The organism is Thioclava sp. GXIMD4215 (assembly GCF_045291555.1).
GTDB lineage: Bacteria > Pseudomonadota > Alphaproteobacteria > Rhodobacterales > Rhodobacteraceae > Thioclava > Thioclava litoralis.
This window is the reverse complement of the sequence record NZ_CP149517.1, coordinates 57,213-82,898: the sequence shown is the minus strand read 5'-3', so window position 1 is coordinate 82,898 and position 25,686 is coordinate 57,213. Positions and strand designations below refer to the sequence as shown.

26 protein-coding genes, 1 tRNA gene and 2 pseudogenes are annotated in these 25,686 nt (G+C 58.9%); 23 read left to right on the top strand and 6 right to left on the bottom strand.

Features of this window, described 5'->3' with window-relative positions; all coding sequences use genetic code 11:
* Window positions 1-364 precede the first annotated feature (364 nt).
* The 4 genes from WDB86_RS16955 to WDB86_RS16940 all read left to right on the top strand — a co-directional run bounded on the left by WDB86_RS16955 (window position 365) and on the right by WDB86_RS16940 (window position 4,990).
* Complete coding sequence (locus WDB86_RS16955; protein ID WP_341486087.1) at window positions 365-1,564, top strand: replication initiation protein; 1,200 nt, start codon at window positions 365-367, stop codon at window positions 1,562-1,564.
* A gap of 1 nt (window position 1,565) precedes the next feature.
* Window positions 1,566-2,801 carry an AGE family epimerase/isomerase gene (locus WDB86_RS16950; protein WP_341486086.1) on the top strand — a complete coding sequence of 412 codons (1,236 nt, stop codon included), beginning with the start codon at window positions 1,566-1,568 and terminating at the stop codon, window positions 2,799-2,801.
* 199 nt (window positions 2,802-3,000) lie between these two features.
* A complete protein-coding gene (locus tag WDB86_RS16945; RefSeq protein ID WP_339109980.1) occupies window positions 3,001-3,963 on the top strand; it encodes a 2-hydroxyacid dehydrogenase in 963 nt (320 codons plus the stop codon).
* Complete coding sequence (locus WDB86_RS16940) at window positions 3,950-4,990, top strand: DUF475 domain-containing protein (RefSeq protein ID WP_330629641.1); 1,041 nt, start codon at window positions 3,950-3,952, stop codon at window positions 4,988-4,990. Before WDB86_RS16945 ends, WDB86_RS16940 begins: the two co-directional genes overlap by 14 nt.
* A 19-nt stretch (window positions 4,991-5,009) precedes the next feature.
* On the opposite strand, the gene WDB86_RS16935 is transcribed toward WDB86_RS16940, so the two are convergent.
* The gene (locus tag WDB86_RS16935) at window positions 5,010-5,624 is read right to left on the bottom strand and encodes a trimeric intracellular cation channel family protein (RefSeq protein ID WP_330629493.1); all 615 of its coding nucleotides are present in this window, start codon (window positions 5,622-5,624) and stop codon (window positions 5,010-5,012) included.
* A gap of 256 nt (window positions 5,625-5,880) precedes the next feature.
* On the opposite strand from WDB86_RS16935, the gene WDB86_RS16930 reads away from it, so the two are divergent.
* Complete coding sequence (locus WDB86_RS16930) at window positions 5,881-6,243, top strand: cupin domain-containing protein (protein WP_330629494.1); 363 nt, start codon at window positions 5,881-5,883, stop codon at window positions 6,241-6,243.
* A gap of 98 nt (window positions 6,244-6,341) precedes the next feature.
* Here the strand turns inward: WDB86_RS16930 and WDB86_RS16925 are convergent, their stop codons facing one another.
* Window positions 6,342-7,529, bottom strand: coding sequence for an NAD(P)/FAD-dependent oxidoreductase (locus WDB86_RS16925; RefSeq protein WP_341486085.1), 1,188 nt, complete (start codon window positions 7,527-7,529; stop codon window positions 6,342-6,344).
* 105 nt (window positions 7,530-7,634) lie between these two features.
* Between WDB86_RS16925 and WDB86_RS16920 the strand changes: the two genes are divergently transcribed.
* Window positions 7,635-7,709, top strand: a tRNA-Gln gene (locus WDB86_RS16920).
* A 634-nt stretch (window positions 7,710-8,343) separates the two neighbouring features.
* Window positions 8,344-8,544: a hypothetical protein gene (locus tag WDB86_RS16915; RefSeq protein WP_406737101.1), complete on the top strand. Its 201-nt coding sequence runs from the start codon at window positions 8,344-8,346 to the stop codon at window positions 8,542-8,544.
* Between the two features lie 400 nt (window positions 8,545-8,944).
* Here WDB86_RS16915 and WDB86_RS16910 read toward each other — a convergent pair whose 3' ends face one another.
* Window positions 8,945-9,520: a hypothetical protein gene (locus WDB86_RS16910; RefSeq protein ID WP_341486083.1), complete on the bottom strand. Its 576-nt coding sequence runs from the start codon at window positions 9,518-9,520 to the stop codon at window positions 8,945-8,947.
* A gap of 344 nt (window positions 9,521-9,864) precedes the next feature.
* On the opposite strand from WDB86_RS16910, the gene WDB86_RS16905 reads away from it, so the two are divergent.
* The 5 genes from WDB86_RS16905 to WDB86_RS16885 all read left to right on the top strand — a co-directional run bounded on the left by WDB86_RS16905 (window position 9,865) and on the right by WDB86_RS16885 (window position 13,857).
* Window positions 9,865-10,251, top strand: a complete 387-nt coding sequence (locus WDB86_RS16905; protein WP_341486082.1) for a hypothetical protein — start codon at window positions 9,865-9,867, stop codon at window positions 10,249-10,251.
* Window positions 10,248-11,204, top strand: coding sequence for a TniB family NTP-binding protein (locus tag WDB86_RS16900; RefSeq protein WP_341486081.1), 957 nt, complete (start codon window positions 10,248-10,250; stop codon window positions 11,202-11,204). The genes WDB86_RS16905 and WDB86_RS16900 overlap by 4 nt, the downstream gene beginning before the upstream one ends.
* Window positions 11,201-12,256: a TniQ family protein gene (locus tag WDB86_RS16895; protein ID WP_341486080.1), complete on the top strand. Its 1,056-nt coding sequence runs from the start codon at window positions 11,201-11,203 to the stop codon at window positions 12,254-12,256. The genes WDB86_RS16900 and WDB86_RS16895 overlap by 4 nt, the downstream gene beginning before the upstream one ends.
* Window positions 12,208-12,996, top strand: coding sequence for a hypothetical protein (locus tag WDB86_RS16890; RefSeq protein WP_341486079.1), 789 nt, complete (start codon window positions 12,208-12,210; stop codon window positions 12,994-12,996). Before WDB86_RS16895 ends, WDB86_RS16890 begins: the two co-directional genes overlap by 49 nt.
* Before the next feature lie 108 nt (window positions 12,997-13,104).
* Window positions 13,105-13,857: a glutaredoxin family protein gene (locus WDB86_RS16885; protein ID WP_341486078.1), complete on the top strand. Its 753-nt coding sequence runs from the start codon at window positions 13,105-13,107 to the stop codon at window positions 13,855-13,857.
* A 39-nt stretch (window positions 13,858-13,896) separates the two neighbouring features.
* Here the strand turns inward: WDB86_RS16885 and WDB86_RS16880 are convergent, their stop codons facing one another.
* Window positions 13,897-14,064 carry a hypothetical protein gene (locus WDB86_RS16880; protein ID WP_341486077.1) on the bottom strand — a complete coding sequence of 56 codons (168 nt, stop codon included), beginning with the start codon at window positions 14,062-14,064 and terminating at the stop codon, window positions 13,897-13,899.
* Between the two features lie 430 nt (window positions 14,065-14,494).
* Between WDB86_RS16880 and WDB86_RS16875 the strand changes: the two genes are divergently transcribed.
* Genes WDB86_RS16875 through WDB86_RS16860 form a run of 4 tightly spaced genes read left to right on the top strand, consistent with a single transcriptional unit; the run spans window position 14,495 to window position 18,196 of the window.
* Entirely contained in the window at window positions 14,495-14,683 is a 189-nt protein-coding gene (locus WDB86_RS16875; RefSeq protein ID WP_341486076.1) for a hypothetical protein, read from the top strand.
* Between the two features lie 9 nt (window positions 14,684-14,692).
* Window positions 14,693-15,106, top strand: coding sequence for a gluconate 2-dehydrogenase subunit 3 family protein (locus WDB86_RS16870; RefSeq protein ID WP_341486075.1), 414 nt, complete (start codon window positions 14,693-14,695; stop codon window positions 15,104-15,106).
* Between the two features lie 17 nt (window positions 15,107-15,123).
* Window positions 15,124-16,887 (top strand): GMC family oxidoreductase, encoded by a 1,764-nt coding sequence (locus tag WDB86_RS16865; protein ID WP_341486074.1) that lies wholly within the window; start codon window positions 15,124-15,126, stop codon window positions 16,885-16,887.
* A gap of 10 nt (window positions 16,888-16,897) precedes the next feature.
* The gene (locus WDB86_RS16860; RefSeq protein WP_341486073.1) at window positions 16,898-18,196 is read left to right on the top strand and encodes a c-type cytochrome; all 1,299 of its coding nucleotides are present in this window, start codon (window positions 16,898-16,900) and stop codon (window positions 18,194-18,196) included.
* 35 nt (window positions 18,197-18,231) lie between these two features.
* Here WDB86_RS16860 and WDB86_RS16855 read toward each other — a convergent pair whose 3' ends face one another.
* A complete protein-coding gene (locus WDB86_RS16855; protein ID WP_341486072.1) occupies window positions 18,232-19,233 on the bottom strand; it encodes a LacI family DNA-binding transcriptional regulator in 1,002 nt (333 codons plus the stop codon).
* A 144-nt stretch (window positions 19,234-19,377) separates the two neighbouring features.
* Window positions 19,378-19,557 carry a hypothetical protein gene (locus WDB86_RS16850; protein WP_341486071.1) on the bottom strand — a complete coding sequence of 60 codons (180 nt, stop codon included), beginning with the start codon at window positions 19,555-19,557 and terminating at the stop codon, window positions 19,378-19,380.
* A 159-nt stretch (window positions 19,558-19,716) separates the two neighbouring features.
* On the opposite strand from WDB86_RS16850, the pseudogene WDB86_RS16845 reads away from it, so the two are divergent.
* The 7 genes and pseudogenes from WDB86_RS16845 to WDB86_RS16815 all read left to right on the top strand — a co-directional run.
* A pseudogene (locus WDB86_RS16845) lies at window positions 19,717-20,034 on the top strand (IS110 family transposase); the annotation flags it as partial.
* A gap of 82 nt (window positions 20,035-20,116) precedes the next feature.
* Window positions 20,117-21,177: pseudogene (locus WDB86_RS16840) on the top strand (IS110 family transposase).
* Between the two features lie 527 nt (window positions 21,178-21,704).
* Window positions 21,705-22,607 (top strand): MurR/RpiR family transcriptional regulator, encoded by a 903-nt coding sequence (locus WDB86_RS16835; protein WP_341486070.1) that lies wholly within the window; start codon window positions 21,705-21,707, stop codon window positions 22,605-22,607.
* Between the two features lie 17 nt (window positions 22,608-22,624).
* Window positions 22,625-23,407: an ABC transporter substrate-binding protein gene (locus tag WDB86_RS16830; protein ID WP_341486069.1), complete on the top strand. Its 783-nt coding sequence runs from the start codon at window positions 22,625-22,627 to the stop codon at window positions 23,405-23,407.
* A 70-nt stretch (window positions 23,408-23,477) separates the two neighbouring features.
* Window positions 23,478-24,191 carry an ABC transporter permease gene (locus tag WDB86_RS16825; protein ID WP_341486068.1) on the top strand — a complete coding sequence of 238 codons (714 nt, stop codon included), beginning with the start codon at window positions 23,478-23,480 and terminating at the stop codon, window positions 24,189-24,191.
* Window positions 24,188-24,910: an ABC transporter permease subunit gene (locus WDB86_RS16820; RefSeq protein WP_341486067.1), complete on the top strand. Its 723-nt coding sequence runs from the start codon at window positions 24,188-24,190 to the stop codon at window positions 24,908-24,910. Before WDB86_RS16825 ends, WDB86_RS16820 begins: the two co-directional genes overlap by 4 nt.
* Window positions 24,911-24,912: 2 nt before the next feature.
* The gene (locus WDB86_RS16815; RefSeq protein ID WP_341486066.1) at window positions 24,913-25,671 is read left to right on the top strand and encodes an amino acid ABC transporter ATP-binding protein; all 759 of its coding nucleotides are present in this window, start codon (window positions 24,913-24,915) and stop codon (window positions 25,669-25,671) included.
* Window positions 25,672-25,686 lie beyond the last annotated feature (15 nt).

Genomic DNA, 25,686 nt, shown 5'->3' with positions numbered 1-25,686 from the left:
TACGGGAGGAACGGATACCGGATACGGGGGGCAGGGTACCCGATTCCGGTGGGAAAGGGTCCGATTCTCGGGGATGTGCGCGGTTTTGGCAGATTCCGGTTGCAAATCGGGACTCTGGCTGTGGATAACTGCCCGATTTTGAAAGGTACCGATTCACGGGAGCGGGCCTTCGGGCCGGATTTCTCCTGTAAGCGGGTACCTCAAACCGGCGGGTTTCGCCTTGGGTGCCCGTTTACGGGAGGTGAAAGAGGTGCCAGGAAATCTGTTGTCATGGGGTACCTTTTCGGCAAATAATCGGCTAGATCGCAAGGCTTGCGGGCGAATCTCTGCCCGCTTTCACAAGGCATAAAAAAGGCCGGGCAGGATGAACGAGCTGGATGATATCCCTAAGGACCATTTGAGTGGGTCCTTGCGCCGCGGCGCAGTCAAGAAACATGTGGCGGCGATCCATGTGTCGGGCAAGCTGACGCTCTTGCAGCGCAAACTGTCCAATGTATTGCTGCTCAACGCCTATGACACGCTGATCAGCCAGCAGGTGCACCGCATTGACGCGCGCACCCTGTGCCTGATGATCGGCTATAATTCCAACGACATGGACACGCTGAAGCAGTCGTTGCGTGGGCTGGCCGAGACGGTGGCCGAGTGGGATATGCTCGATAGCGAGGGCAAGCAGGAATGGGGCATCAGCTCGCTTCTGTCCTATGCCAAGCTGAAGGGCGGTGTCTGCGAATATGCCTATTCGCCTGCCTTGGCCGAAAAGCTGAATGATCCCAAGGTCTTCGCGCTGATCAACCTGAATATCCAGCGCCGGTTCACCTCTGGCCATGCCTTGGCGCTTTACGAGAATTGCTATCGTTTCGTGCGCACGGGATCGACCGGTTGGTGGAGCCTTGATCTGTTCCGGCGGCTGATGGGCGTGGCCGATAGCGATTATTACGAGGTGTTCAAACATCTGAACGCCAAGATCATCAAGCCTGCCGTAGCCGAGGTAAACAAGTCCTCCAACATCATGGTGACGCCGGAATTCAAGAAGATGGGCCGGTCGGTGACCGAGATCCGTTTCCGCATCGGGGAGAACCCGCAGCTGGCGATCCTTGATCTGGATGACGGGGAGGGGCTGCGCAAAACTCCGGTTTATGCGCGTCTCTTGGCTTTGGGCGTGTCGGACCGGCTGGCGCGGCAATGGATCACCGAGCATGGCGAGGACTATGTGCGCCAGAAGGTGGATTACGTGGCGGGGCAGGGGGCTGTGAAGAATGCCATCGGCTATCTGAGTGCCGCGTTGAAGGATGATTACCGGCCCGAACGCTCGGATAAGGTTTCGCCGCGAAACCCCGCCCCCGATCCGGCGCTGGCCGAGCGGGTGAAGCAGTTGACGGTGATCCGCGATCTGGCCGCAAGCCGCACGCCCACCCAGCGCGATGCCGATAAGCGGCTGTTTTTGTCGCGTCTTGAAGGCAGCGAGCGCGATGATTTCGAGCGTCACGGCTGGATGTCGGCGCTGAATGCGGCGGCTATTGCGGCCTTCTGGCGGGAATTGTCGCCCGATGCATTCGAGGTGTGAGATGGACCCTGTTGCCCCGCGCGAGATGCTGGAGGTTGACGATACGTGGCTTGAAAACCCGCATCATCACGCATGGTTACGCGAGGATGCCGAGCGGCAGCTGCGGTTTTTTCTGGCCTCGTTGAAGGGGCGCGGGCGGTTTGCGGTGCTGGACCATGCGGGGCAGCCGATCCCCGGCCCGCAAGAGCTGCACACCACCACGCGGCTGATCCATTCCTATAGTCTGGGCCTGTCGCTGGGCTTTACCGAAGGCGCCGATATGGTGGATGCCGGTATGGGGTTTGTGTGGCGCGCGCACCGAGACGCCAAGCGCGGCGGGTTTTTCCATGCGGTGCGCTCGGGCGTGGCGGATGGTACGAAGAAGGCCTATGGCCATATGTTCGTGCTGCTGGCGGCGGCTTCGGCCAAGCGGGCAGGGCATCCCGAGGCGGACCGGCTTCTGGCCGATGTGGCCGAGGTTCTGGAGCAGCGTTTCTGGGATGAGGGCGCGCGGCTGTTTGTCGAGGATTGGTCGGAAGACTGGGCACATTTGGACAAATATCGCGGTATGAATGCCAATATGCATGCCACCGAGGCGCATCTGGCGGCCTATGAGGCCACGGGCGAGGCGCTGTTTCTGGTGCGGGCGGGGCGGCTGATCGATGTGTTTATCCGCCGCATTGCTCCCCGATATAACTGGCGGATTCCAGAGCATTATTCCGAGCGTTGGGAGGTGGATCGCGGCTATGAGGGCGATCCGGTGTTCCGGCCTGCAGGCACGACGCCCGGGCATTCGGTGGAATGGGCGCGGCTGGTCTTGCAATATTGGGATCTGCGCGGGCGGGTCGATGAGGATTTGCCCGAGGCGGCGCGGTGTCTGGTGGAAGAGGCGCTCCGGCTGGCATGGGGGCGCAGGGGCGGTTTTGTCTATACGCTGGATTTCGACGGGCAGGTGGACCGTAACGCCCGCTATTGGTGGCCGGTATGTGAAGGGATCGGGGCGATATCGGCGCTCCTGAAAACGGGTACCTTTGCGGGCGAGGAGTGGTATCGCAGGCTATGGGCCTTTGCGGAGGCGCATCTGGTGGATCAGGCGCGTGGCGGTTGGTATCCGGAACTTGGGGCGGATGATCGTCCCGTGGAGGGGCAGTTCAAGGGCAAGCCCGATATCTATCATGCGCTACAGGCCGATCTGCTCCCCTTGGCCAAGGGGGTCTCGCGGTTGCAGGACGGGCTGGAGGCCCGCCTGAAGGGCTAGGTCTCTTGGATTGCTAATTGTAATCAATGTGTTACCTTTAACCTCTGGGGCTTTGGGCGCCGTTTTGGGGCATTGTTGCGGTGGGGTGTTTCCCAAGGAGGGGTGCCGGCAGGGGCTTTGCGCCCTATCATGATGTGCAAGCCGCCTTGGGCCGGGCGGCGCAGGCCTCGGGCCGCAGCAATGGAAGGGGAAGACACGCATGAACGACACAAGGGTGATGGTGCTGCGGCCTTTGCGTCCGCAGGCAATGGCACGGCTTGAGGCGGGATATCGGGTGCTGCGTGCCGATCTGGCCACGGATCGCGCGGCGTTTCTGGCGCGCGAGGGCGCGGGCTGTGCGGCCTTGGTGACCGACGGGCATTGCAAGGTCACGCCCGATATTCTGGCGGCGCTGCCGGATCTGCGGATTGTGGCCTGTTCTTCGGCGGGGTTTGACGGGTTCGATCTGGAGGGCTTGGCACGGCGCGGGATTGCGCTGACCAATTCCAGCCCTGCGCTTTGCGATGATGTGGCCGATTGCGCGATCATGCTGATGCTCGGGGCCGCGCGTGGTCTGGTGGCGGGCGAGGCTTGGGTGCGCGAGGGGATCTGGGCGCGTCAGGGTCCGATGCCGCTGGGGCGCAGTCTGAAAGGCAAGGTGCTGGGGCTTGTCGGGCTTGGCACGATCGGTCTGGCGATCGCGGAGCGGGCGCAGGCGATGAAGATGGACCTGCGCTACTGGAACCGGCGCAAGAAGGCGGTGCCCTATACCTATGTGCCCGTGCTGACCGATCTGGCCGCACAGGCCGATGTGCTGGTGGTGATTGTCGCCGGTGGTGCGGGCACGCGGCATCTGGTCGACGATGCGGTGATCGAGGCGCTGGGGCCGGAGGGGCTGCTGATCAATGTGGCGCGCGGATCGGTGGTGGATGAGGCGGCGCTGGTTGCGGCATTGCGCGACGGGCGGTTGGGCCATGCGGGGCTTGATGTCTACGAGAATGAACCAGATCCTAACCCCGATCTGGTAGCGTTGCCCAATGTGACGCTCTATCCGCACCATGCCTCGGGCACCGAAGAAACACGCGATGCGATGGCGGGGCTTGTGGTCGATAATCTGAATGCGCATTTCTCTGGCGCAGAACTGGTCAGTCCGGTCGATCTGGGCCGATATGTGGAGACTTGATGTGCTGAAATATTTTTACTGGCCCTTCGCGATAACGGTGCTGGCGCTGGCAGGGGCCTTCGGCTTGGGGCTGCATTATAGCGCCACGCTGTCGGGGGCGTTCGGGTTCCTGCTGATCGGGGCGATTCTGGCCGTGCTGGAGATTTCGCTGTCTTTCGACAATGCGATCGTCAATGCCAACAAGCTGGAACAGATGTCCGAAAAATGGCGCAGGCGGTTTCTGACCTGGGGGATCGTGATTGCGGTCTTCGGGATGCGGGTGGTGTTTCCGCTGCTGATCGTCGTGGTGGCGGCGGGGATCGGCCCGCTTGAGGCGGTGCATCTGGCCGCCACGGAGCCTGCGCGCTATGCGGCGATCATCCACGGGGCGCATCTGCAGATTGCCGCTTTTGGCGGCGCGTTCCTGATGATGGTGGCGCTGAGCTATTTTGTCGATGCCGAGAAGGATGTTGACTGGATCACCGGAATCGAGCGCGGGTTGCGCCGGTTCGGGGCGGTGAAGGGCACGGAAATCGTGCTGGTCCTGCTGGTGATGATGGGCTTTTCCACCGCGTTGCCCGAAGCCTCGCAGGATGAGTTCCTGTTTGCGGCGGTGTTTGGCCTTGCGACCTTCCTCTGTGTCGAGCTGCTGGGGGCCTATCTGGACCGGCGCGAGGCGGCGGGCATGGTGGCCAAGGGCGGTTTGGGGGCGTTTCTCTATCTCGAGGTGCTGGATGCCAGCTTCAGTTTTGACGGGGTGATCGGGGCCTTCGCGCTGACCCAGAACCTGTTCCTGATCGCGATCGGGCTGGGGATCGGGGCGATGTATGTGCGCGCGATGACCCTGATGCTGGTCGAGCAGGGCACTCTGACCGAGTTCCGCTATCTTGAACACGGGGCGTTCTGGTCGATTCTCGTGCTGTCGGTGATCATGTTCGTGCAGACCCTGATGCCGATCCCCGAGCTGGTGACGGGGCTGCTGGGGGCAGGGTTTATCGGTTTGGCGCTGCTGTCTTCGGTGCGCTATAACCGGCGGGTGCGGGCCTGAGCCCCCCCGAGGGGGGCGCTTAGCCGCGATAGGAGGGCAGCGACAATCCGCGGGCAATGGCCAGTGCGCGCAGGATAAAGCCGAAGACGGCGGCCAGCGGCCCCGCGATGGCGAAGGGGCAACCGGCCAATGTCAGCACCACAAACCCCGCCGAGGCGGCGGCGGCGGCGGTGACATAGATTTCGGGGCGGATGATGATGGAGGGCTGGGCCGCCAGCACATCGCGGAAAATGCCGCCCGCACAGGCGGTGATCACCCCCATGACCGCCGCTGTCAGCGGAGAGACCCCGAAGGCAAGCGCCTTTGCCGCGCCATAGACCGAATAGGCCGCCAGCCCGACCGCATCGAACCAGTCGATCGCGCGTTCGTTCCAAAACCGTTTGGGCGTCTTCCAGACCGCGAAACTGACCACCAGACAGGTGGTCAGCACCCATGAATTATGCACCCAGAAGACCGGTGCGTTGATCAGAAGATCGCGCAATGTGCCGCCGCCGATTCCCGTGATGGACGCGAAAAAGGCAAAGGTTACAAGCGTTTGCTTGGCTTTTGCCGCAGCAAGTGCGCCCGAGGCGGCAAAAACGGCAATACCGGCAATATCCAGCCAGAACAGGGCGGAAGAGGCGAGCGGTGTCATAACGGGCTCCGATAGGGTGGCGGGCACTTCGGGCTGGCATGTAATCCGGAATCTGGTGTTTTTAAATAGCCTATTTGTTGCTCTTTTGCGGTTACTTTATGGGCAAAATTTCGTGCGTCTGGTCTGTGGCGTATTTCGGGGGCGCGTCGTGGTCTGCCTTCGCAGGTTGCGTGCCGCGCGGGCGGAGTGGAATCGCGCTTGCGTCGTCCGGCGGCCTCATCGACACTGCGGTATCTTTTCCGGTTTCAGGACACTTATGATGATCGATTTTCAAAGCTTTCCCGATGCGCTGACCACGGATTTGGGCGCGTTCAGCCCGCTGGAAGGGGCGCTGACCGAGGGGATGAGCGAGGCCGCCAAAACGCTCTGGAGCAGTGCGGACGGACGGGTGGAGCTGGGCCTTTGGGCGTGCACTGCGGGCCAGTTCGAGCTGGAGATGGAGGGCGGGTCGGAATTCTGCCATTTTCTGCAGGGCCGCCTGAGGGTGGTCCAGCCCGATGGTCGCCATACCGAATATGGTCCGGGCGATGCGCTGATGATGCCCTTGGGGTGGCGTGGCCGCTGGGAGGTTCTGGAGCCGATCCGCAAGATCTACATGTATGATTACAAGCAGGCCTGATGGTCGGGCGGGGCCGGCAGGCTGCGGTCTGGCGGACGGGAGACCGCAGCCTGCGGCCCGTCCCCCGTCCTTCGTCCTCCGTTCGCGCGGAAGCCGGTCTAGGCCTTGCCTGCGGCAAAGCCCGAGGCCCAGGCCCACTGGAAGTTGTAACCGCCCAGCCAGCCGGTGACATCGACCACTTCCCCGATAAAGAAGAGGCCGGGTTGGGATTTGGCTTCCATGGTTTTGGCGTCGAGGTCTTTGGTGGAGACCCCGCCAAGCGTGACTTCCGCCGTGCGGTAGCCCTCGGAGCCCACCGGTTTGATCTGCCATTGATGGACATAGGTGGCGAGGTGTTCGAGTTTGGCGTTATTTTGGTCGGCCAGACGGCCTTGCAGGCCCGACTCGGCCACCGCCAGCGCCGCGATCTTCTCAGGGAGCCATCGGGCCAGCGCGTTATGCAGCGCCATGCGCCCTTTCTCCTGACGTTGATCCGCGAGCAGTCGGGCGATGTTCTGGCCCGGCAGGAGGTCGAGGGTGAGCGGGTCTCCGTCGCGCCAGTAGCTCGAGATCTGCAGGATGGCGGGGCCCGAGAGGCCGCGATGGGTGAAGAGCAGATCCTCGTCGAAGCGGGTCTTATTGTGCTGGATGGTGACGGGGGTGGCGGTGCCGGCCAGCGGTTTGGTTTTCACCAGCTCCTGTTCCGCGAAGGTGAGCGGTACGAGGGCAGGGCGGGTTTCGGTGAGCGAGAGGCCGAATTGCTCGGCGATCTTGTAGCCGATGCCGGTGGCGCCCATTTTGGGGATGGATTTGCCGCCCGTGGCGATGACGAGTTTGGGGGCTGTCAGGAGGCCTTGCGAGGTGGTGACGTGGAAGTCGGTGCCCTCGCGGGTGATGGTCTCGACGGTGGTGTCGAGGCTGAGCGTGCCACCGGCCTCGCGCAGGTCGCGGGTGAGCATGTCGACGATCTGCGAGGCCTTGCCGTCACAGAAGAGCTGGCCTTTGTGTTTCTCATGCCAAGCGATGCCCGCGCGGTCGAGGCGTGTGATGAAGTCCTGCGGGCTGTAGCGCGAGAGTGCCGAGAGGGCAAAGCGCGGGTTTTGTGACAGGAATCGGTCGCGGGCGGTCAGATGGTCGAGCTCGCGATTCGTGAAATTGCACCGGCCACCGCCGGAGATTCGGATTTTTTCCCCCGGTCTTGCGGTATGATCGATCAGGCAGACCGACCTTCCGCTACGTCCGGTTTCGATTGCGGCCATCAGGCCTGCGGCGCCAGCGCCAATGATTATTGCGTCAAATCTCATCATGCGATCTTCCCTGCACGAAAGTTTGGGCGGCGACAAATCTTTTCTGATTTTTCCTCTTGCACCCTCCGAGCGGCTTGGCTAAAAGCCCCCTCACTGACAGAGAGTTGGGGCGTAGCCAAGTGGTAAGGCACCGGTTTTTGGTACCGCGCACCGTAGGTTCGAATCCTACCGCCCCAGCCAACTCCTTCCTAAAATTGTGGCGTTCTCCCAAAATTGGAACTTATTCGCCCTAAGTTGGCAACTTGTTCGGGGAAAACTGATATCTGGTCATCGGGAATAGCTTTAGGCGACCTTTGCTCGCCCTGCGGTTCATGATCACCGTTGGTGGTGGGCAGTCCGAATTCGTGAAGCTGACGTTTTGCCAAATTATCTTTTGACCAAGGGCATGCACTCACGAAGGTTGCCAGAGGTCGCAAGATAATCAACGCAGTGCAGCATGCGGCCAGAAGGGCGGGGAGCAGACCTTCGCCGCAGGCGAGCAATGATCACCTGGCCAAGATGGAAGCCGCCATTCGTAGTGGAATGGATGTTATGGAACCGGAAAAAAGAAGGGCCGGAGTCGCGGGTAGGTTGCGTTCATTAAGCTCTACACTGCGTCGATGCTGAACATAGGAGCGTTCACAAAACGATGGCCTGCGCACACTCTAGCGCTTCTTCTATCCCAAAGGCTTATGGCGTGTGAAATTCACGTGCTTCATTTGCTTTGTGTGATCCGGTCGAAGTGGGCGCAGATTCAACTACGCCATGTGATGCACTATTAACCTTCTGTTTATTTTTTCCTGCTATCAACAAGGGCGCTCAGATGGAGGCGCTCATGAATTTTATTGCCATTGCCATTGCCATTGCCATTGCCAGTGTCATGCTTCTGCTACTTGCAGTCGCCAAGGGGCTATTCCCGAACGTATTCTACTTTCTACCACTCGGCGGGAGCACAGTATCAGAGATGGGAATTGTTTTTGGACTGGCAGTCGCGGTAGCAACCATTGCTGATCTAAGGCGTCAAGACGATGAGTAAGCACAGGATCACGATCACAGTCGATCAAGACATAGACGAATGGCTTCAAGCTGGCTCAAAAAACTACGGGCGTTCCCTATCTGAGTTAGTTCGCATCTGCCTCCGGGAATTCAGACAAGAACATCCAGACCGATTTTCGACCATGGATAAGGCTCGATCCAAGTCAGAAGAAGCACGGCGAGTCCGATGGCGGGACGTGCCGAAGTCGTGATTGTTGCGGGCCAACGTAGATAAAGCAGATTTTCGTTGCGCCACAAGGTGAGCCCAGAGCCAACATTCACCGCGAACAGGTGTTATGGAACCGGAAAGAGACGGGGCAGGAGTCGCGCGAAACGGGTGCGTCCCGCAGCCAACGAAAATGGCAGCTCTGCGGAGAAAAGCTGCCATGAATGACCAAATCTTAAGTGTAGTATTCAACACATCGCTGGATATGAGCAGAAACGAACTCTTCAGCGTCATCATCATCGGGCTCTTCGTATCCCAATGACGTAACAAGCCCCCAATATCCGGGTCCGACAAAATCCAAGTCTTTGCGCCATACCATAGATGAAAGAAGGCCGCCTTGCCCTTTGCCAAGCTCTTTCTCCATCTCAATGTGAGACGACCTGCTAACGTAACCAAGTATCCAGCCGAATTCATCGCGATCCGGGCTCAGCTTATAATCATAGCCAAATTCTTGCATAATCTCAGCATAAAAGACGTGATTTCGCCCTTCCACAAGCATTTCAATCAATCGCTTTTTCACTGCGAGAACTGTTTCATTACGCTCCTCAATCATCTGATAAAGGCTCCTCGCACGCACAAATTGTTCTCCAGCAATCGAAATCCCTTTCAGTTTACCGTCACGAAGCCAGTTTTTGATAGTTCGCGGGGTCCGATTGAAGATCTCGGCGGCAAAAGAAATCGGTATAATCGCCAGTTTTGGCTGATCTTGAAGCGCCGTCAGGTAAGTAGTTGCATCATCAAAAGTCTTCATCACATCCTGATTGCTTATTTCCTACTTCTGGAAATAAGCAATCAGGATGTGATGGTCAACTACTTTTACTGCCATCATGCAAAATATCTATTCTCATAAGCGCTCGCGCAGAACAGGTAAGCCAACAACGAACGGGTATTATGTCGCCTACTGCGGGCCTTCATTATCTAAACTTTCGGCGTGATGTCACGAATGGCAGCTTAGGAGAAGCCGCGCTGCAGCAGCACAGAACCTGGCGAATGACCGCTAATGGGATGTACCGGCTGCTTCACCCAGCAGGTTAGGCTGAGGTCGGCTGCAGTGTCGAGAATTTCCGTGGTGTCGGGCTGGATGAATGGATTGCCGTGGGGCGTATCCTGCGCCCGCGATACGCGGCACAGGCCGCGCTCCATCAACACATTATCGCGGAGGCGCTGGAGGCGATGCGTGCTAGGGCCAATGACGCCATACGTATCATGGGGGTCCTACCGCAGCAGGCGACGACCGAGGAGATCGAGCGGCTGGAAAAAGAACTCTATCTGGGCCTCTCCGTTATCGAGGAAGATGTGCCCGATCTGGGTGACTTCGATCAGGTAGAAGACGGGATCGGATACATCATCGATGCGCCTGAGGAGGCCTTTGATGCCCCATTGCAGGCCGATGATCCTGACGTGTCGGTGATCGACGATCCCGCCGAAGACGGCCCGCAGGACGACGATCCGGACTGGTGGCAGCGGGGAGATGACCTATGAAGCTTCTCTCGCATCCGGATGAGGTCGATCTGCAGATCCAGTCCCTGCGCAGGGACATATTCATCGACCACTCTGACGCGCAGCGCATCGCGCGTCAGATAGAGGCTTCCCTGCGCGCGTTTCGCGCAGGGAAAGAACTCGGGCATGCGGCGGATGTTCGAGGTGTTGTTATCCTTGGCAGGAGCGGCACCGGAAAGACCGCAAGTGTACATCGCGCCCTCGCCAGTCTGGGCCTGCCAGCCTCGAAAGTCGGGGCGTATCCCCGCGCCCAGATCTATGTCTCGCTGCGCGACGATGTGACCCTGCGCAAGCTGCGGGGTCTGATTTCTCTGGAATATGGCTGGACGCCCAAGGCGCGTGATTCTGCCGAGGATATATGGCAATATGTGGTGGAGTATATCGAGCGGCTTTCGACCGAAATCATCGTGCTGGATGAGATCCAGCATGTGCGCGCGGCAGGCGAGAAAGACCGGCAATCGATGCGCGATGCCCTCAAATCCCTCGTGCAGCCCCAAAGAGGGCAGGTGCTGCCTGTCCTCATCGGCACGCCGGCCTTCGCCGAGCTTTTGAACTCGGACCAGCAGTTCAGGCGCCGGTTCAATGTTGTTCATATGACGGATCTCGATCCGGCGGTCGATGCGTCCCGGGCGATCCGGATTGTGGCGCGCTATTGCGAAGAAGTGGGGATCGGGATGGATAAGAGTGTGACGAGTCGTGATTTTGCGCGGCGGCTTCTGCATGCGTCCTATTACGCGCTAAGGGAGCTATGCGAGATCAGCCTCCAAGCCGTGAAAGCCGCGCTGGTGGCGGGCAATGAACGGCTGGAACTTGCGCATTTCCAAACGACGCATTCCGAGCGCTTCGATTGCCTTCCCGAGATGAACCCCTTTGTCGCGCAGGACTACCTTGCGATCCCGACCGATCTTGGCGATGGACCGGAGGGCTGGGAATGACGGAGTTGAGCCCCAGGCTGCGCTGTCTGCCGATCACCTTGCCCGCCCGGATGGACGAGCCGGCATTCTCTGTGCTTTCCCGTAATGCGGCGGTCAATGCCTCCCGAACCATCGCCGAGTTCTGTACTGCGATGGGCTTGCAAAAACCTGCGATCTGCGCAGGAGACCCTGCGCAGATCACAAGCCTTGCGGGGCTGATCGGGGCGGATGCGGGTGCCTTGATCCACGCCAGTCCGCAGCGCGAAAGCGCGAAGCTGACTGTGCTCAGAGGACAGCCCTTGCTCACGCGGTCCATCCGCAAGTCCGATCTTGCGATATGCCCTGTTTGCTGGCTGGAAACTGCTGGCAATGGCTCTGATGCGTTTCCGCCATTGAAATGGCAATGGCTGCCACGGTTCCTCACGACCTGCCAGACGCATGGGGTGGCCCTTGTTGAGGTGCCCTACGCGGATCATACGACCTGCTATGATCATATATTGCGTTTGCAGCTGGAGCCGCGCTGGCTGTACGGGTTGGAAGATATGATTGTTCAGCGGAAGGTGTCGACCTTCGACGCGGCGGCTCAGGCGCAGCTATCGGGGGATGGGCCGATGATCCCTTGGTTGCCCGAGGTACAGATCGATATCCTCAAACGATGGTGTCTGGGGCTGGGCGGGTTCATGGCGGGGGGAATGATCCGTCCGGATGCAGCGGCGGAGGCGCAGAAGCGGGACTATGTCGACCTGGGCTTCGCCGTGACATTGGCCGGCAAGGGCCGGATACTGGATGAGGTTGATGCGGCCCTTGGTCGACATTCCATGCGGCTGGCAAAAAGCTGGATACATTCTTGGGCGCTGCAGGCGATCGCGGCCCAAGAGCGCGCGCCGTTTCGCGATATTATGCTGTACCTTATCGGTAACCAGATCCATTATGGCTTGGCGCATCGCGTCCGCTACGCATCGCCCGACGCTCAAGTGGAAGCCTGTATTGAACGGTTGGCGAGACGGAATGATCGTTCGAAAAAATGGGTCAGGAAGGTCTTGCGGCAAGCCAGCATGTTAAAGTGCTCGTAAGTAGTCTCAATTCGGAAAAAAGCGCGGAGTATCTGGGGGTCGGCGTCGCGATGTTCTATGCGATCGTGGCGGAGGGCCTGTTAAAGCCGGTAAAAACTGAGACGCTGAAGATGCCCCATTATGCGAAGGCGGGTCTGGACCGCCTCCTCGCTTCGGTCGAGGCGGCAGTTGTCGCGAAAGCGGAGAACACTTCGCGCGGCATCAGCCTGTCGCATGCGGCTTTTACCCTGCGTTGCCCTGCGGGCCAGATTCTGCAATTTCTGACATCCGGCCAGCTGCCAAGCAGTTATTATGAACGCGAGTCTGCGCATCTGGGTCAACTGCGGATTATGAAATCCGAAGTTTTGGAGGCCATTCAGAGACAGGATAATGCAGACCTGACTCTTGAGGAGGCGCGCCTAAAGCTGGGTCTGGATGCGCGACAGATGCGGGCAATCATCGGCGCAGGGCTTTTGTCGACGAATGTTAAGAAAAGCTATGCGCAGGGCCGGAACCCTGAGCGGGTAGCGCAGGACGATTTGGAGGCCTTTCTGGCCTGTTATGTCACTCCAAAAGTCTTGGCCAAGTGGTTGAAGCTGCCTGTCCGACAGGTGAGTGCTCGGATCAAGGCGCTGAAAATTCAGCCGGATCCGGCTGGAAATGGCGCAAGGATCTATCGGCGAGAGGTGATTGGTCAGCTGCGTATAGCGAGGCAGGGCATGGTCTCGGTCTGTCGTGCCCGCTCGAGCGGATCGATGTAGCGAAGGGTTTTGCCGCCATTTCCAGCTTTGTCGGAAGTTTCATGGAACTGGTGGCTGGCCCTGCGCCGTTGGGTTTTCGGTATCAAATCGACGTCGAAAGGAGACAACATGACAGGCAAGACCGCTGTGCTCTACCGGATGGTGATGCCTGAGCATACCTGTCCATTCGGGCTGAAGTCGAAGGATCTGCTGGAGCGGCATGGCTTCGAGGTGGAAGATCACCATCTGAAGAGCAGGGAAGAGACCGAGGCGTTCAAACGCGATCATCAGGTGAAAACGACGCCCCAGACCTTCATCGATGGCCAGCGGATCGGTGGGCATGATGATCTGCGGGTCTTTCTCGGGATTGACCCGCCGAAGGAAGAGCAGAGCGATACAAGCTATCGTCCTGTCATCGCGATCTTCTCGGTCTGTGCGCTTCTGGCGCTGGGGCTCGCATGGCATCAATACGGAACCGTGCTGGTCTGGGCCAGTCTGCAATGGTTCCTGTCGCTCTCCATGTTTGTGCTGGCGATCCAGAAGCTTCAGGATGTCGAGCGGTTCTCGACCATGTTCCTCAATTACGATCTTCTGGCACAGCGCTGGGTGCCCTATTCAAGGATCTATCCCTATGGCGAGGCACTGGCCGGTATCCTGATGACGGCAGGGGTGCTGAATTGGATTTCGGCCCCCGTCGCCCTGTTCATCGGGAGTGTCGGGGCGGTGAGTGTGGTCAAGGCGGTCTATATAGACAAGCGGGAATTGAAATGCGCCTGTGTCGGCGGCAGTTCGAATGTGCCGCTCGGCTTTGTTTCTCTCACCGAGAACCTGCTGATGATCGTGATGGGCCTGTGGATGGGGCTGGCCGCGCTCGTTACCTGAGGCGGCCACCATTGCGCGCGCCAGTGATCGCGTGAGGTTCTATCTCTCGGCCATTGCCTCCATCGCAGCCGAATAGCGCCCGCCTGAAATCGCTGCAGGATCGAAGGTCCGCGACAGGAGGGCCAGATCCTCTGCCTTCAGCGCAAGTGATGCCGCCGCGGAATTCTGCTCGAGATGCGCGATGCGCTTGGCCCCCGGGATGGGCACGATATGGGTGCCTTGGGCTAAGACCCATGCCAGCGCGACCTGCGCGGCGGTCGCGGGCGGGGTAGGGGGATGCGATAGGGTGGCCCAGTGGCGTGGTCTGGTATTCCGCGCGCGAAGACCTCTACCATGATTTTTGAGCCACCCTCACGCCTTCCCGAAAAAATACAGTTGCTAGGTCTACCTCACCATAACACCTTGACGCATTCGCGTCAGAAACATGTCTTTCGGATCGCGCATTAGGGATCATAAGTAAGCTTTGAAACGGTCGCTACACGACCTGATTTCTACCCTGCCACAATTGAGAGCCAGGAAAGATGCAAAGACGCCAGCTACTTAAAGCGGGGCTTGTGATGATTGGGACGGCAACGCTTGCCGCCGTGTTTCGTCCCATTGGCGCCGCCGCCAAAGTTTTTCCGGAGGCCATAACTGGTTGGCCGAACAGACCGCGCCGCCTCAGCCCGTGGATATCACCAAGCGGGTGTTTCTGAACGATGACGAAGTGACGCAGTTGACGGCGATTTTCGACCGGCTGATCCCGGCCGATGACCTGAGCCCCAGCGCATCGCAGACCAGAGGTGTGGTGTTTTTAGACCACCAACTGGGCGGCGCCTATGGTTAGGGCGATTGGATGTATAAGTCCGGTCCGCTGCGCACGGGCACCGAGCAGCAAGGCACGCAGCTGGACCCGCTGGCGCCGGCGCAGATCTATCGTACGGGCTTGGCCGAGATGGATGCCCATTGCCGCGAACTGCACGGCAAGCCCTTTGCCGAGCTGGAGGCCGCAGAGCAGGATAGTTACCTGAGCGCGATGGAAGAAGGCCGCCATAGCTATCCGACCATCAAATCCGAACGGCTTTTTGCGCTGATGCTGGCCAATGCCCTAGAAGGTTTCTTTGCCGATCCGATCTATGGCGGCAACAAAGATATGGCCGGCTGGAAGATGATCGGTTTTCCGGGTGCGCGTTACGATTACCGCGATGTGGCTGAGAAGAAAGGCCGCCGGCTGGATATTCCGCCGGTCAGCCTTGCTGGTCGCCTTTAAGTTTCAAGGATTTTCTAATGGATTATACTCGTCCCAAAGCCGACGCGGTGATCGTCGGTCTTGGCTGGGCCGGATCGCTCATGGCTGAGGAATTGACCCGCGCGGGTCTGAATGTTGTCGCAATCGAGCGTGGCCCGTGGGAAACCACCGCGGCCAATTTCCCGCCGGGTATTGCCGCGGATGAACTGCGCTATGGCGTGCGCCGCGAGATCACGAAACCTCCGCGCGTCGAGACGCTGACCTTCCGCAACACGCCCGGCCAGACGGCCCTTCCAGGGCGCGACTGGAATATCTGGCAGATGGGCTACTCGGTGGGCGGTGCGGGCAAGCACTGGGCGGCGAATTCCTGGCGTTTCAACCCGTCGGATTTTGAAATGGCAACGCGCAAGCGCGAGCGCTATGCCGATATGGAGCTGGCCGAGGGGCTGATCGTGCAGGATTGGGGCATCAGCTATGACGAGCTGGAGCCTTTCTATGACCGGTTCGAGAAAATCGGCGGCATCTCGGGGCAGGCGGGCAATCTGCAGGGGCAGATCATGCCGGGCGGCAACCCGTTCGAAGGGGCGCGCAGCGACGCCTATCCGACGCCGCCACTGGTGCGCTCGCATTGGAACGATCTGTTCGCCAAGACGACCACGGCGATGGGCTATCATCCCTTCCCGATTCCGGCCGGAACGATTGGCGCGGCCTATCGCAATGCGCTCGGGATCGAACTGGCACCCTGCACCTATTGCGGGTTCTATGGCTGCGGGAACTTCTCGAAATCCTCGCCCAATATCTGCGTGATCCCGGCGCTGATGGACCGGCCGAATTTCACCCTGCTGACCGAATGCACGGTGATGACCGTCGACAAGGCCCGCGATGGCAAGACGGTCACTGGCGTGACCTTCAAGGACAGCGACGGCAATATCGGCCAGCAACCCGCCGATATCGTTTGCGTTTCGGCCTATCAGCTGGACAACGTGCGGCTTTTGGCGCTTTCGCAGATCGGGACGCAATACGACCCGACGACCGGCGAAGGCACTTTGGGGCGGGCGTATAATTACCAAACCATGTCCTATGGCTTCATGTATTTCGACGATGAATACATGAACCCCTTCATCTCGACCGGGGCGCTGTCGACCCAGATCGACGATTTCAACGGCGACAACTTCGACCATTCCGGGCTGGGCTTTTTGGGCGGGGCGGGGATTCAGGCGCTGTCGGATCAGGGAACGCCCATCGGTATGGCCGACCGAGTGCCGCCGGGCACCAAGAAATGGGGCTCTGAATGGAAGGCCGCCTTCCAAAAGAGCTATCAGAACTATGCGAAAATTCAGGGGCAGGGCACGTCCTATTCGCATCGCGATAGCTATCTGTCCCTTGATCCGACCTATAAAGATGCGAATGGGCAGCCGCTTCTGCGCATGACCTTCGATTACAACGAGAATGACCGCAAGATGTCCTCGTTCATCCGCGGCAAGATCGAGGAGATCTGCAAGGCCACCGGCGCGTCGAGCTATGAGACGATCTCGTTCCCTGATCGTCCTAACTCGCCCTTCACCGGCTATGACAGCTCGCACACGATCGGCGGCGCGGTGATGGGGCTGGATCCGGCGACCTCGGTGCTCAACCGCTATCAGCAGCATTGGGATGCGCACAATCTGTTCGTGCTAGGGGCCTCCTCCTATCCCAATAACGGCGGCTATAACCCGACCGAGACGCTGAGCGCACTGACGCTATGGACCGCGCGCCACATCATCAATGACTACCTGAAGGCCCCCGGGTCGATGGTGCGCTGAGGAGGATGCCATGAAGAAGACGTTTATCGGCGCTCTTGGCGCATTGGCCGTGGTGGGGGCGGGCGCGTTCTTTGCGATCACCATCCTACCGCAGACCCGCAGCTATCCGTTGACCCAGACCCCGGCCGAAGGCGAGGCATTGGCCGCCAAGGTGGCGCGCGGCGAATATATCGCGCGTGCCTCCGATTGCGTGGCCTGCCATACCGCGCCCGAGGGCGGGGCGCCGTTCGCGGGCGGCTACCGGATGGACACGCCCTTCGGCGCGATCTTGTCGTCCAACATCACCTCCGACCCAGAAACCGGGATCGGCAACTGGACGGAGGAACGCTTTAACGCGGCTGTCCGTCATGGGATCGGGCGGCACGGCTTCCTGTATCCGGCGATGCCCTATACCGCCTATGCGAAGATGACCGATGCGGATATCGATGATCTATGGGCCTATATGCAGACGGTGCCGGCGGTGCAGAATGCGGTGGTCGAAAACCAACTGCCCTTCCCCTACAATCAGCGCTGGTTGCTGTCGGGGTGGAACCTGCTGTTCTTCCACGCAGATGTTTTTGCGCCGGATCAGGCGCAGTCCGAACAGATCAACCGCGGGGCCTATCTCGTCGAGGGGCCGGGCCATTGCGCGGCCTGTCACACGGCGAAAAACGCGCTTGGCGGCGATGGGCCTGCCGCCTTGGCGGGCGGGACCTTGGGCGGCTGGCATGCACCCGACCTGACGGGCAATCCGCATACCGGCCTTGGCCGCTGGAGCGCGCAGGACATTGCGACCTATCTTAAAACCGGGGCCAATGATCATTCGGTGTCCTCGGGCCCGATGACCGAGGCGATCGAAAATTCGACGCAATATCTGACGGATGAGGATCTGGCCGCGATCGCCGCCTATCTCAAGGCGCTGCCGGCGAAGGGTCCGCAGCCGCCAGCGGCGCTAGCAAGCGATGATCCGGTGATGGTCTTGGGGGCTAAGGTCTATTCGGCGCAATGCGAGGCCTGCCATGTACCCTCGGGCAGCGGCATCCCGAATATGATCCCGGCGCTATTGGGCAATGCTGCGCTTAATGCAGAGGATCCGGTCAACCTCATCCGCACCGTGCTGACCGGCGCGCCGGGGGTGATGACCCATGAAAACCAGACGGCGGCGGGTATGCCGCGCTTTGACTGGAAAATGCCCGATGACAATATCGCCGCGGTGCTGACCTATCTGCGCAATGCAGGCGGCAACGCAGCCGCCCCCGTGACGCCGCAGATGGTGGCCAAGGCGCGGCAGGATCTGGGCGCCGGGCCCTGGATCGGCGCAGCGCATTGAACCAAAGCGCCTCGGGGAGACATCCTCGGGGCGCTTTATCCAAGGTTTTCGCGAAACAGCAACCGCGCCATCGGCGGCCGGGCCAGCGCGAAATAGGGGGCAAGATCAGCCCAGGCCCGCGTGGCCAACTTTAGCGCCCAGATTGCTTGGGCCTCTGGTTCCTGATCGATCGAGAATTGCAAAAGATCGGCGCTGATGCAATCCGTGATCTCGGGCGTCTGCTCATGCCCGATCCAGACGGGGCGGCGCGGCACATCCCGCAAGATGTCGCGCATCACGATGGGGCAATATTCGGTCGTATAGATCCCGGCGATATCGCGCATCAGCAGCAGTTCGCGCAGTGCGCTGCGGGTGCGTTCGGGGTTTTCGCGGGTGGTGATCACATGCACATCGCGCGGCGCGCCCATCGACAAAAACCCGGCGACCCGTTCATCATGCGCGCGGCGCCGATCGGTCGCCTTCAGGACCAGAACATCCCCACCCTGCGGCAATCCACGATACAAAAGCCGCCCTGCCATCTGCCCTGCTGAAAAATTGTCGATCCCACTGTGGGGCAGCCCGTCATCGACGCGGGTGGTCAGGGTCACCACCTCCTCACCGCGATGCGCCGCGCGGCTAAGGCTTTGGGCGAATTCATCTTTGCCATCGGCGGCGATGATCAGCGCGTCGCGGCGCGCATGCGGATAGCTGATGGTGCGGATCCAGTCATCCGGGCGATTTTGCGGCAAGAATGTCCGGTGCAAGGTCAAGACCTTGGCCAGATCATGTGAAAGCTGGCGAAACGCCGCGTCCAGCTGCTGCCAGAAGGGCGTGGCGTTTTGCGGCATGACGATCTCGATCCGGCGATGCTGCGCCAGCGCGGGCAGTATGCGACGGATGTCCAATTGCCCCGCCGCCGCAAGTACCTTGGCGCGGGCCGCGGGCGAGACTGTGCCTCGCTCATTGAGCACACGATCAACGGTGCTGACGCTCACCCCCGCCAACTCGGCGATTTCCTTGAAGCCTGATTTGGGAATGCGGGGAAGGGATTTGTTCATGGCGGCGGTCCTGTGAACCAGACGCCCCTCTCCCCAAGACGTGTGGCTGTTTGCTGTGGGTATCAGTGGCACAAGCCACTGCCTAGGTAAAGGTGGCTGAAGGTCTGAATTGGCGGCGGATTTTTTGCGCGAACTGACACCTATCTAACCGGCGGCTGCAACCGCCGTGGAGATCACGCCATAATTGAAAATCACGACGCTGCGCGCGTGGCCGGAAAGCGCGTGCTCGACCTGATCGAGGATCGCCTTCGGGCGCGCGTCCGCGTCACCATCGAGGCGAGTTTCGAAGAAGAACGCGACGCCTTTATCGTTCGTTGCCGCCATAGCCTCAGCCACGGTGCGCAGACTGGACACCGCTATAGGCGCCGGGACTGCCAGCTCACCGGCACGTTTGGCGTCTAGACGGTCTTGATGATGTAACCGCCCCCCGACGTCATCTCTGTGCCAAGGTGGGATCACAACAATTCATTCTGGGAGGCGGTTATGTCGGAGATTACCACTGTGGGACTCGATCTGGCGAGGAATGTGTTCCAAGTACACGGCGCTGATGCTCGTGGTCAGGTCGTGCTTAGAAAGAAGCTGCGACGTGCGCAGGTGTTGGATTTCTTTGCGACGCTTCAGCCTTGCGCTGTGGCGATGGAGGCTTGCGGAGGCGCGCATTTCTGGGGTCGGGAGCTGGCCAAGCTCGGCCATGACGTCCGGCTTATTCCGCCTGCCTACGTGAAGCCGTTCGTCAAGCGTCAGAAAAATGATGCGAACGATGCCGAGGCGATCTGCGAAGAAGCACAACGACCGAACATGTGAACTGATGCGGTGGATGCCCCCACCAACGGCATCTCATATGCCATGATGGTTCTGTTAGAGCCACGCGGAGGGTATACCGATGACAACAAATATCAGCATGCTAGCGATCGACCTTGCGAAGAGTAGCTTTCAAGTCTGCGCCGTCGGGCCGTCGGGCCGTCGGGGACGGTTTTATATAACCGAAGTCTGTCGCGAACGCGTCTGGCGACGCTTCTCGCCGAGCAGCCCGCGTGCATCGTTGCGATGGAGGCCTGTGCCACGTCGCATTACTGGGGCCGGGTGGCACAATGGCACGGCCACGAGGTTCGGCTTGTCCCAGCGGCCTATGTGAAGCCGTTTGTGAAGCGGCAGAAGAACGATAAGGCGGACGCGGAGGCCATTGCGGAAGCGGCCTCACGTCCGACTATGCGTTTCGTGGCGGTCAAGAGCGCCGACACCCAAGGGCGCGCGGTCGCATTCCGGACGCATCAATGTCTGGTTCGGCAGCGCACGCAGCTCATCAATGCGCTCCGAGGACATCTGGCCGAGTTCGGCCTCGTGGCGCCAAAGGGACCAGCGAGCCTGAAAGTACTGAAGAACGCGCTGGAAAGCGAGGCCACGGACCTTCCAAACCCGGTTCGGGATATGGGAGAGATTTATCTTGGCCAAATCGCACGGCTCACCGAGGTGATCGAACAGCTAGCGGTCGAACTCGAGACGGCATCGAAGACGGATGTACAGCTGCGAAGATTGTGTACCATCCCAGGGATTGGCCCGGTCACCGCTGGCGCGGTTTCGGCGTTCGCTCCGGACCTTGACACATTCGATAGCGGGCGAAACTTCGCAGCATCGCTCGGGCTGGTACCCCGGCAGAGGTCCACCGGTGGCAAGGCCAAGCTGGGTTCGGTCAGTAAAATGGGTCAGACCGACATCCGCCGCCTTCTGATTGTCGGCACCATCAGCTTGATCCGATGGGTGGTTCGTAAGGGCGGCAGTGCGAACCGCTGGTTGGCCGCACTGATGGCGCGCAAGCCCAGGATGGTCGCGGCGCTGCCGATGTTCTTCGAACCGGTGGCAGTCCATCGGCAGCCGCTGGCGAACAAGATGGCTCGCATGATCTGGGCCCTGACAGTGAAGAAAGAGAATTATCGTATGGCGTGATCTGACCCCGATCAGGGTTCGGACACGACATGGCCGCAAGGCCAGGGTGAGCGATCGACGAGGAGTAGGCGACAAGGACTTCGAAGTTCAAGGCGGGAGATTCAGTGCCGGGGCCAGATGTCAGGCATGGCCGCTTGCAGCTCTCTGAACCGATGTGAACCCAGCCTTCCGAACAGCATGACCTACCCGTTGCGTCATGCAAGGCCACATTCAGAGACCTGACACACGTCCGATCGAAGACCCCGCCGACGAACTGAAGATTTTGTTTGCCAAATAGGGGGCATCCACACACGCTGCTCGGCCCTTGGACGGGCCGAGATCAAGACGGTCGCATGAGGCCAGCGGGGTAAGGGGCTAACGCGTCCTCACGTCTGAGCTGCGCAACAACGCCTATTCAGTGAGAAAATGCTTAAATTTTAATCCAGACCTCGAGCTCTACAAGTTAATTTCCCACCTATCCTAGAAATCATTTGGAAGACTGGAAGCTATGAAATATTTCTTTCACAACGGAAGTTGAGAAAGAAACTATGCAGAAAGAGTGCTCTGAATACCCCGGTGAGACTTTGAAGTTTCGGCTCGCGCGTCTCGCGGAGAGCGGGTCAAAGGCGGATAAGGCTTTAGCGACCTATATGCTTGGGGCGCTTCAGGATCTTCCCTTTGAAACGGCCTCAAGCCTTGCAGAAAAGGCTCACATGAGCGAGGCGACAGTCAGCCGCTTCTGCCGTACCTTGGGTTATCAGGGGTTTAGGGCGTTAAAAGAAGATCTGAAAAGCCTTTCATCAGATTATCCTTGGCTGCTCAGTGATCGTTTGGGGGAATTGCAACGCGCCACTCGTGAAAATGAAAGTTTTCTTTCACGCGGGTTGGAACTTGAGATCGCAGCTTTAGTGAAAGTCTACGAATTTGCTGCCACCGAGCAGTGGCGTGAAGTTGTAGCGCGACTAAGTACCAGCCAGAAGGTTTTTGTTTGTGGGTTTCAAACTGAACGCGGTCTGGCGCAGTATTTCGCCAATCAACTGCACTATGTCCGTGAGGGTGTTGTGTTGCTTGACGTCGCCGGCGGTAATTTTTCGGAAATGCTTTTGGCTGCTGATGAGGGGTGCCTGGTCCTATTCGAAGCACGGCGGTATTCGAAACAAGCGCGGCTCTTGGCCGAGGAAGCTGCGAACGCCGGGATGAAGGTTACGCTGATTACGGATCTCTTCTGTGATTGGGGAGGTGACTTCGCAAGTGAGGTTTTCGCCATTCCGACGCAAATCAACCAGTTCTGGGATTCCAGTGCGCTAATGGCCAGTTTCGGGAATCTTTTGATCAACGAGGTTTGCGCCACGCTGGGCGCAGATGTACTGCCCCGACTCAATAGGATCGCTGGGCTTTATGGCAAGTTCGTGGGCCATGTGGGCCACGATACCGACAAACTGAAAAAATAGACCAACAGGAGAGCGTTATGACTGTTTTCAAGCGCCTGCGCATCACCGCAGGGGCCTTGGCTTTTGCATGCCTTGCATCTGCCGCTATGGCTGAAGATCTACGCATTGCCACTGAGGGGGCCTATCCTCCTTTCAACTATGTCGAACCCTCGGGCGAAATCAAAGGTTTCGATGTCGAAATCGCCAATGCGTTGTGCAAAAAGCTGAATGCTAACTGCACAATCGTTGCGCAGGATTGGGATGGTATCATTCCCGGTCTTCTTGCAAAAAAATACGACCTTATTGTCGCATCAATGTTCATCACCGAAGAACGCAAAAAGCAAATTGCTTTTAGCGACCCGTATTATGCTTCGGCAATGACCCTCGTTGCACCTAAAGGTGCCGGACTAACTGATCTGACGGATAAAGGACTTTCTGGAAAGACCATCGGTGCTCAGGCAGGCGCAACGCAGGCGGATTACTTGCAAGCTACTTTTCCATCGGCTGATATCCGGCTTTATCCCAATCAGGACGAGGTCAATCTCGATCTAGCCTCCGGTCGTCTGGATCTGGAGGTCGGGGATATGGTTCCGATGGCCGAGTGGTTGCACAATACCGCCGACGGCGCCTGTTGCGAAATGGTGGGTGAGCCGATCCGTGATCCGGCTTTTGTGGGCGAAGGTGTCGGGATTGGCCTGCGTAAGGAGGATGATACGCTACGGCAAAGGATCAACGCGGCTCTAAAGGAAATGCGTGAAGATGGCACCTACCAAGCCATCAACGATAAGTATTTCGACATCGACATCTACACCCTGAAATAACCTGTTGATCCGGCGTGTTCGACCTGAAGCAAGCCTTCGGGTCGGCAACGCTGGTCTGGAAGGACTTCTCATGTTGGAGCTTTTCTCCTGGGGCAACAGCGGCTGGGGTGATGAACTGTTTTCTGGCCTCAAGATTACCGTAGCGCTTGCCTTGACGACTTTGCCATTTGGGCTTGCGATCGGTTTCATTGTGGCGTCTGGCTCTCTGGCGCCTCGCCGCCCCGCTCAAATGTTCGCCAACGGATATACGACGATGATGCGTGGCTTGCCGGAACTTCTCACTCTGTTTCTTGTGTATAACGGTGTGGGTATGGGACTGAACTCACTGCTATCATGGGCGATCCCAAACGCCCCAAGCATTATTATCAGTCCTTTCGTCGCGGGCGTGGTCGCGCTAGCACTTGTCTTTGGTGCCTTCGCAGCTGAAGTGCTGCGCGGTGCTTTTCAATCACTGGACCGCGGACAGATTGAAGCTGCTATGGCGATAGGAATGCGCCCTTACCAGATTTTCCTACGCGTCAAACTCCCCCAAATCTGGCGGTTTGCCTTGCCGGGGATTGGTAATCTCTGGATCAGCCTGCTGAAGGACACCTCTTTGGTTTCGGTGATCTCACTCAATGATATCATGCGAGTGACCAAGGTCGCGGTGGGCGTGACCAAGCAGCCTTTCACTTTTTATCTTGCGGCGTGCTGTCTGTATTGGCTGATGTGTATTCTGTCTGAGATTGCCCTTGGCCGGATGGAAAAGCGCGCGTCACGCGGTGTGCGGGGGAGCGTCACATGAACCCTTTGGACATTTTGCAAAGCTATTGGCCGCTGTTCCTGTCTGGTGCATTTACGACGCTTAAGCTGACCTTTATGGGAGTTGGGATTGCCGCCGCTTTGGCACCCATACTTGCTCTCATGCGGGTCAGGTGTAACCCGATTGTGCAGGCCCCGATACGGCTCTACATCTCGTTCGTGCGTGGCACCCCTATTTTGGCTCAGCTCTTCTTGATCTATTATGGAGCTGGTGAATTTCGTCCGTGGCTTCAGCAAGTTGGATTATGGGCGTTTCTGCGCGAACCTTTCAACTGTGCGTTGTTGGCTTTTGTGCTCAATTCTCTGGCCTATCAGACCGAGATCCTACGTGGTGGCATTCAGGGAGTGAATCTCGGTGAGGTCGAGGCAGCCAAGGCGATAGGGATGCCTTACCGCACGCAGCTTCGTCGAGTTATCCTGCCGCACGCTTATCGTATCGCTTGGCCTGCTTTGGGCAACGAAGTCATCTTGATGATCAAGGCATCGGCCTTGGCCTCGGTGGTGACGGTCTTTGATCTTATGGGGCAGACCCGGACCATATTCTCCAGAGGATATGACTTCTCAGCCTATCTTTGGGCCGGGTTAATCTATCTAGCGATCACAGCGATGTTCGTATGGCTTTGGCGTGTCGCTGAAAACAGGCTGAGCCCGCAAGTTTCGTTGCGCAAACGTGCGCATGATATGTTTGAAAAAGGAGCCTGATCATGCCTGGCACCCAATCCGTAATCTTGCATGCGCAGGATATACATAAGTCTTTTGGTACGCTGAAGGTTCTGAATGGAATCTCCTTAAAAGCGCACAGCCATGACGTCATCTCGATTCTCGGCTCCTCCGGATCTGGGAAATCGACTTTCCTGCGCTGTCTAAATATGCTCGAGCCGCCAACAAGCGGTAGGGTTTTCGTCCACGGTGAGGAGCTTAATATACGGAATGGGCGCCCGATTGATCCTAAGCAGGTAGAACGCGTGCGGATGCGCTTGGGTATGGTTTTTCAGCAGTTCAATCTCTGGTCACATCGCACCGTAATAGAGAACGTCATGGAAGGGCCTGTGGTGGTCAAGGGCGAGACCCGCAACGAGGCGCGCGCCCATGCAGAGCATCTATTGGCTCGCGTCGGACTGGCCGAGCGCATGCATATGTATCCATCGCAGCTTTCTGGCGGACAGCAGCAGCGTGTAGCAATTGCTCGTGCGCTCGCCATGCGCCCTGATGCTATACTGTTTGACGAACCAACCTCGGCGCTAGATCCGGAGCTTGTGAACGAGGTGCTCAAAGTTATGAAAACGCTGGCAGAAGAGGGCATGACTATGATTGTCGTGACCCATGAGATGGCCTTCGCGCGCGAAGTTTCCTCGCGTGTAGTGTTTTTACATCAAGGCCAAGTGGCCGAAGAGGGCGCCCCCGATCAACTCTTCACCAACCCACAGTCCCCCGAGTTGCGCCGCTTCCTCGGTGTTGCCTGACCCTATCGGTCGGGC

Coding starts and splice junctions, on each gene's coding strand:
- WDB86_RS16940 (WP_330629641.1), top strand. CDS start 3,950: ATGTGGAGACTTGATGTGCTGAAATATTTTTACTGGCCCTTCGCGATA.
- WDB86_RS16930 (WP_330629494.1), top strand. CDS start 5,881: ATGATGATCGATTTTCAAAGCTTTCCCGATGCGCTGACCACGGATTTG.
- WDB86_RS16935 (WP_330629493.1), bottom strand. CDS start 5,624: ATGACACCGCTCGCCTCTTCCGCCCTGTTCTGGCTGGATATTGCCGGT.
- WDB86_RS16925 (WP_341486085.1), bottom strand. CDS start 7,529: ATGATGAGATTTGACGCAATAATCATTGGCGCTGGCGCCGCAGGCCTG.
- WDB86_RS16895 (WP_341486080.1), top strand. CDS start 11,201: ATGACGGAGTTGAGCCCCAGGCTGCGCTGTCTGCCGATCACCTTGCCC.
- WDB86_RS16870 (WP_341486075.1), top strand. CDS start 14,693: ATGTATAAGTCCGGTCCGCTGCGCACGGGCACCGAGCAGCAAGGCACG.
- WDB86_RS16955 (WP_341486087.1), top strand. CDS start 365: ATGAACGAGCTGGATGATATCCCTAAGGACCATTTGAGTGGGTCCTTG.
- WDB86_RS16825 (WP_341486068.1), top strand. CDS start 23,478: ATGTTGGAGCTTTTCTCCTGGGGCAACAGCGGCTGGGGTGATGAACTG.
- WDB86_RS16850 (WP_341486071.1), bottom strand. CDS start 19,557: ATGGCGGCAACGAACGATAAAGGCGTCGCGTTCTTCTTCGAAACTCGC.
- WDB86_RS16900 (WP_341486081.1), top strand. CDS start 10,248: ATGAAGCTTCTCTCGCATCCGGATGAGGTCGATCTGCAGATCCAGTCC.
- WDB86_RS16815 (WP_341486066.1), top strand. CDS start 24,913: ATGCCTGGCACCCAATCCGTAATCTTGCATGCGCAGGATATACATAAG.
- WDB86_RS16910 (WP_341486083.1), bottom strand. CDS start 9,520: ATGAAGACTTTTGATGATGCAACTACTTACCTGACGGCGCTTCAAGAT.
- WDB86_RS16855 (WP_341486072.1), bottom strand. CDS start 19,233: ATGAACAAATCCCTTCCCCGCATTCCCAAATCAGGCTTCAAGGAAATC.
- WDB86_RS16830 (WP_341486069.1), top strand. CDS start 22,625: ATGACTGTTTTCAAGCGCCTGCGCATCACCGCAGGGGCCTTGGCTTTT.
- WDB86_RS16945 (WP_339109980.1), top strand. CDS start 3,001: ATGAACGACACAAGGGTGATGGTGCTGCGGCCTTTGCGTCCGCAGGCA.
- WDB86_RS16915 (WP_406737101.1), top strand. CDS start 8,344: ATGAATTTTATTGCCATTGCCATTGCCATTGCCATTGCCAGTGTCATG.
- WDB86_RS16860 (WP_341486073.1), top strand. CDS start 16,898: ATGAAGAAGACGTTTATCGGCGCTCTTGGCGCATTGGCCGTGGTGGGG.
- WDB86_RS16885 (WP_341486078.1), top strand. CDS start 13,105: ATGACAGGCAAGACCGCTGTGCTCTACCGGATGGTGATGCCTGAGCAT.
- WDB86_RS16950 (WP_341486086.1), top strand. CDS start 1,566: ATGGACCCTGTTGCCCCGCGCGAGATGCTGGAGGTTGACGATACGTGG.
- WDB86_RS16820 (WP_341486067.1), top strand. CDS start 24,188: ATGAACCCTTTGGACATTTTGCAAAGCTATTGGCCGCTGTTCCTGTCT.
- WDB86_RS16865 (WP_341486074.1), top strand. CDS start 15,124: ATGGATTATACTCGTCCCAAAGCCGACGCGGTGATCGTCGGTCTTGGC.
- WDB86_RS16835 (WP_341486070.1), top strand. CDS start 21,705: ATGCAGAAAGAGTGCTCTGAATACCCCGGTGAGACTTTGAAGTTTCGG.
- WDB86_RS16890 (WP_341486079.1), top strand. CDS start 12,208: ATGGGTCAGGAAGGTCTTGCGGCAAGCCAGCATGTTAAAGTGCTCGTA.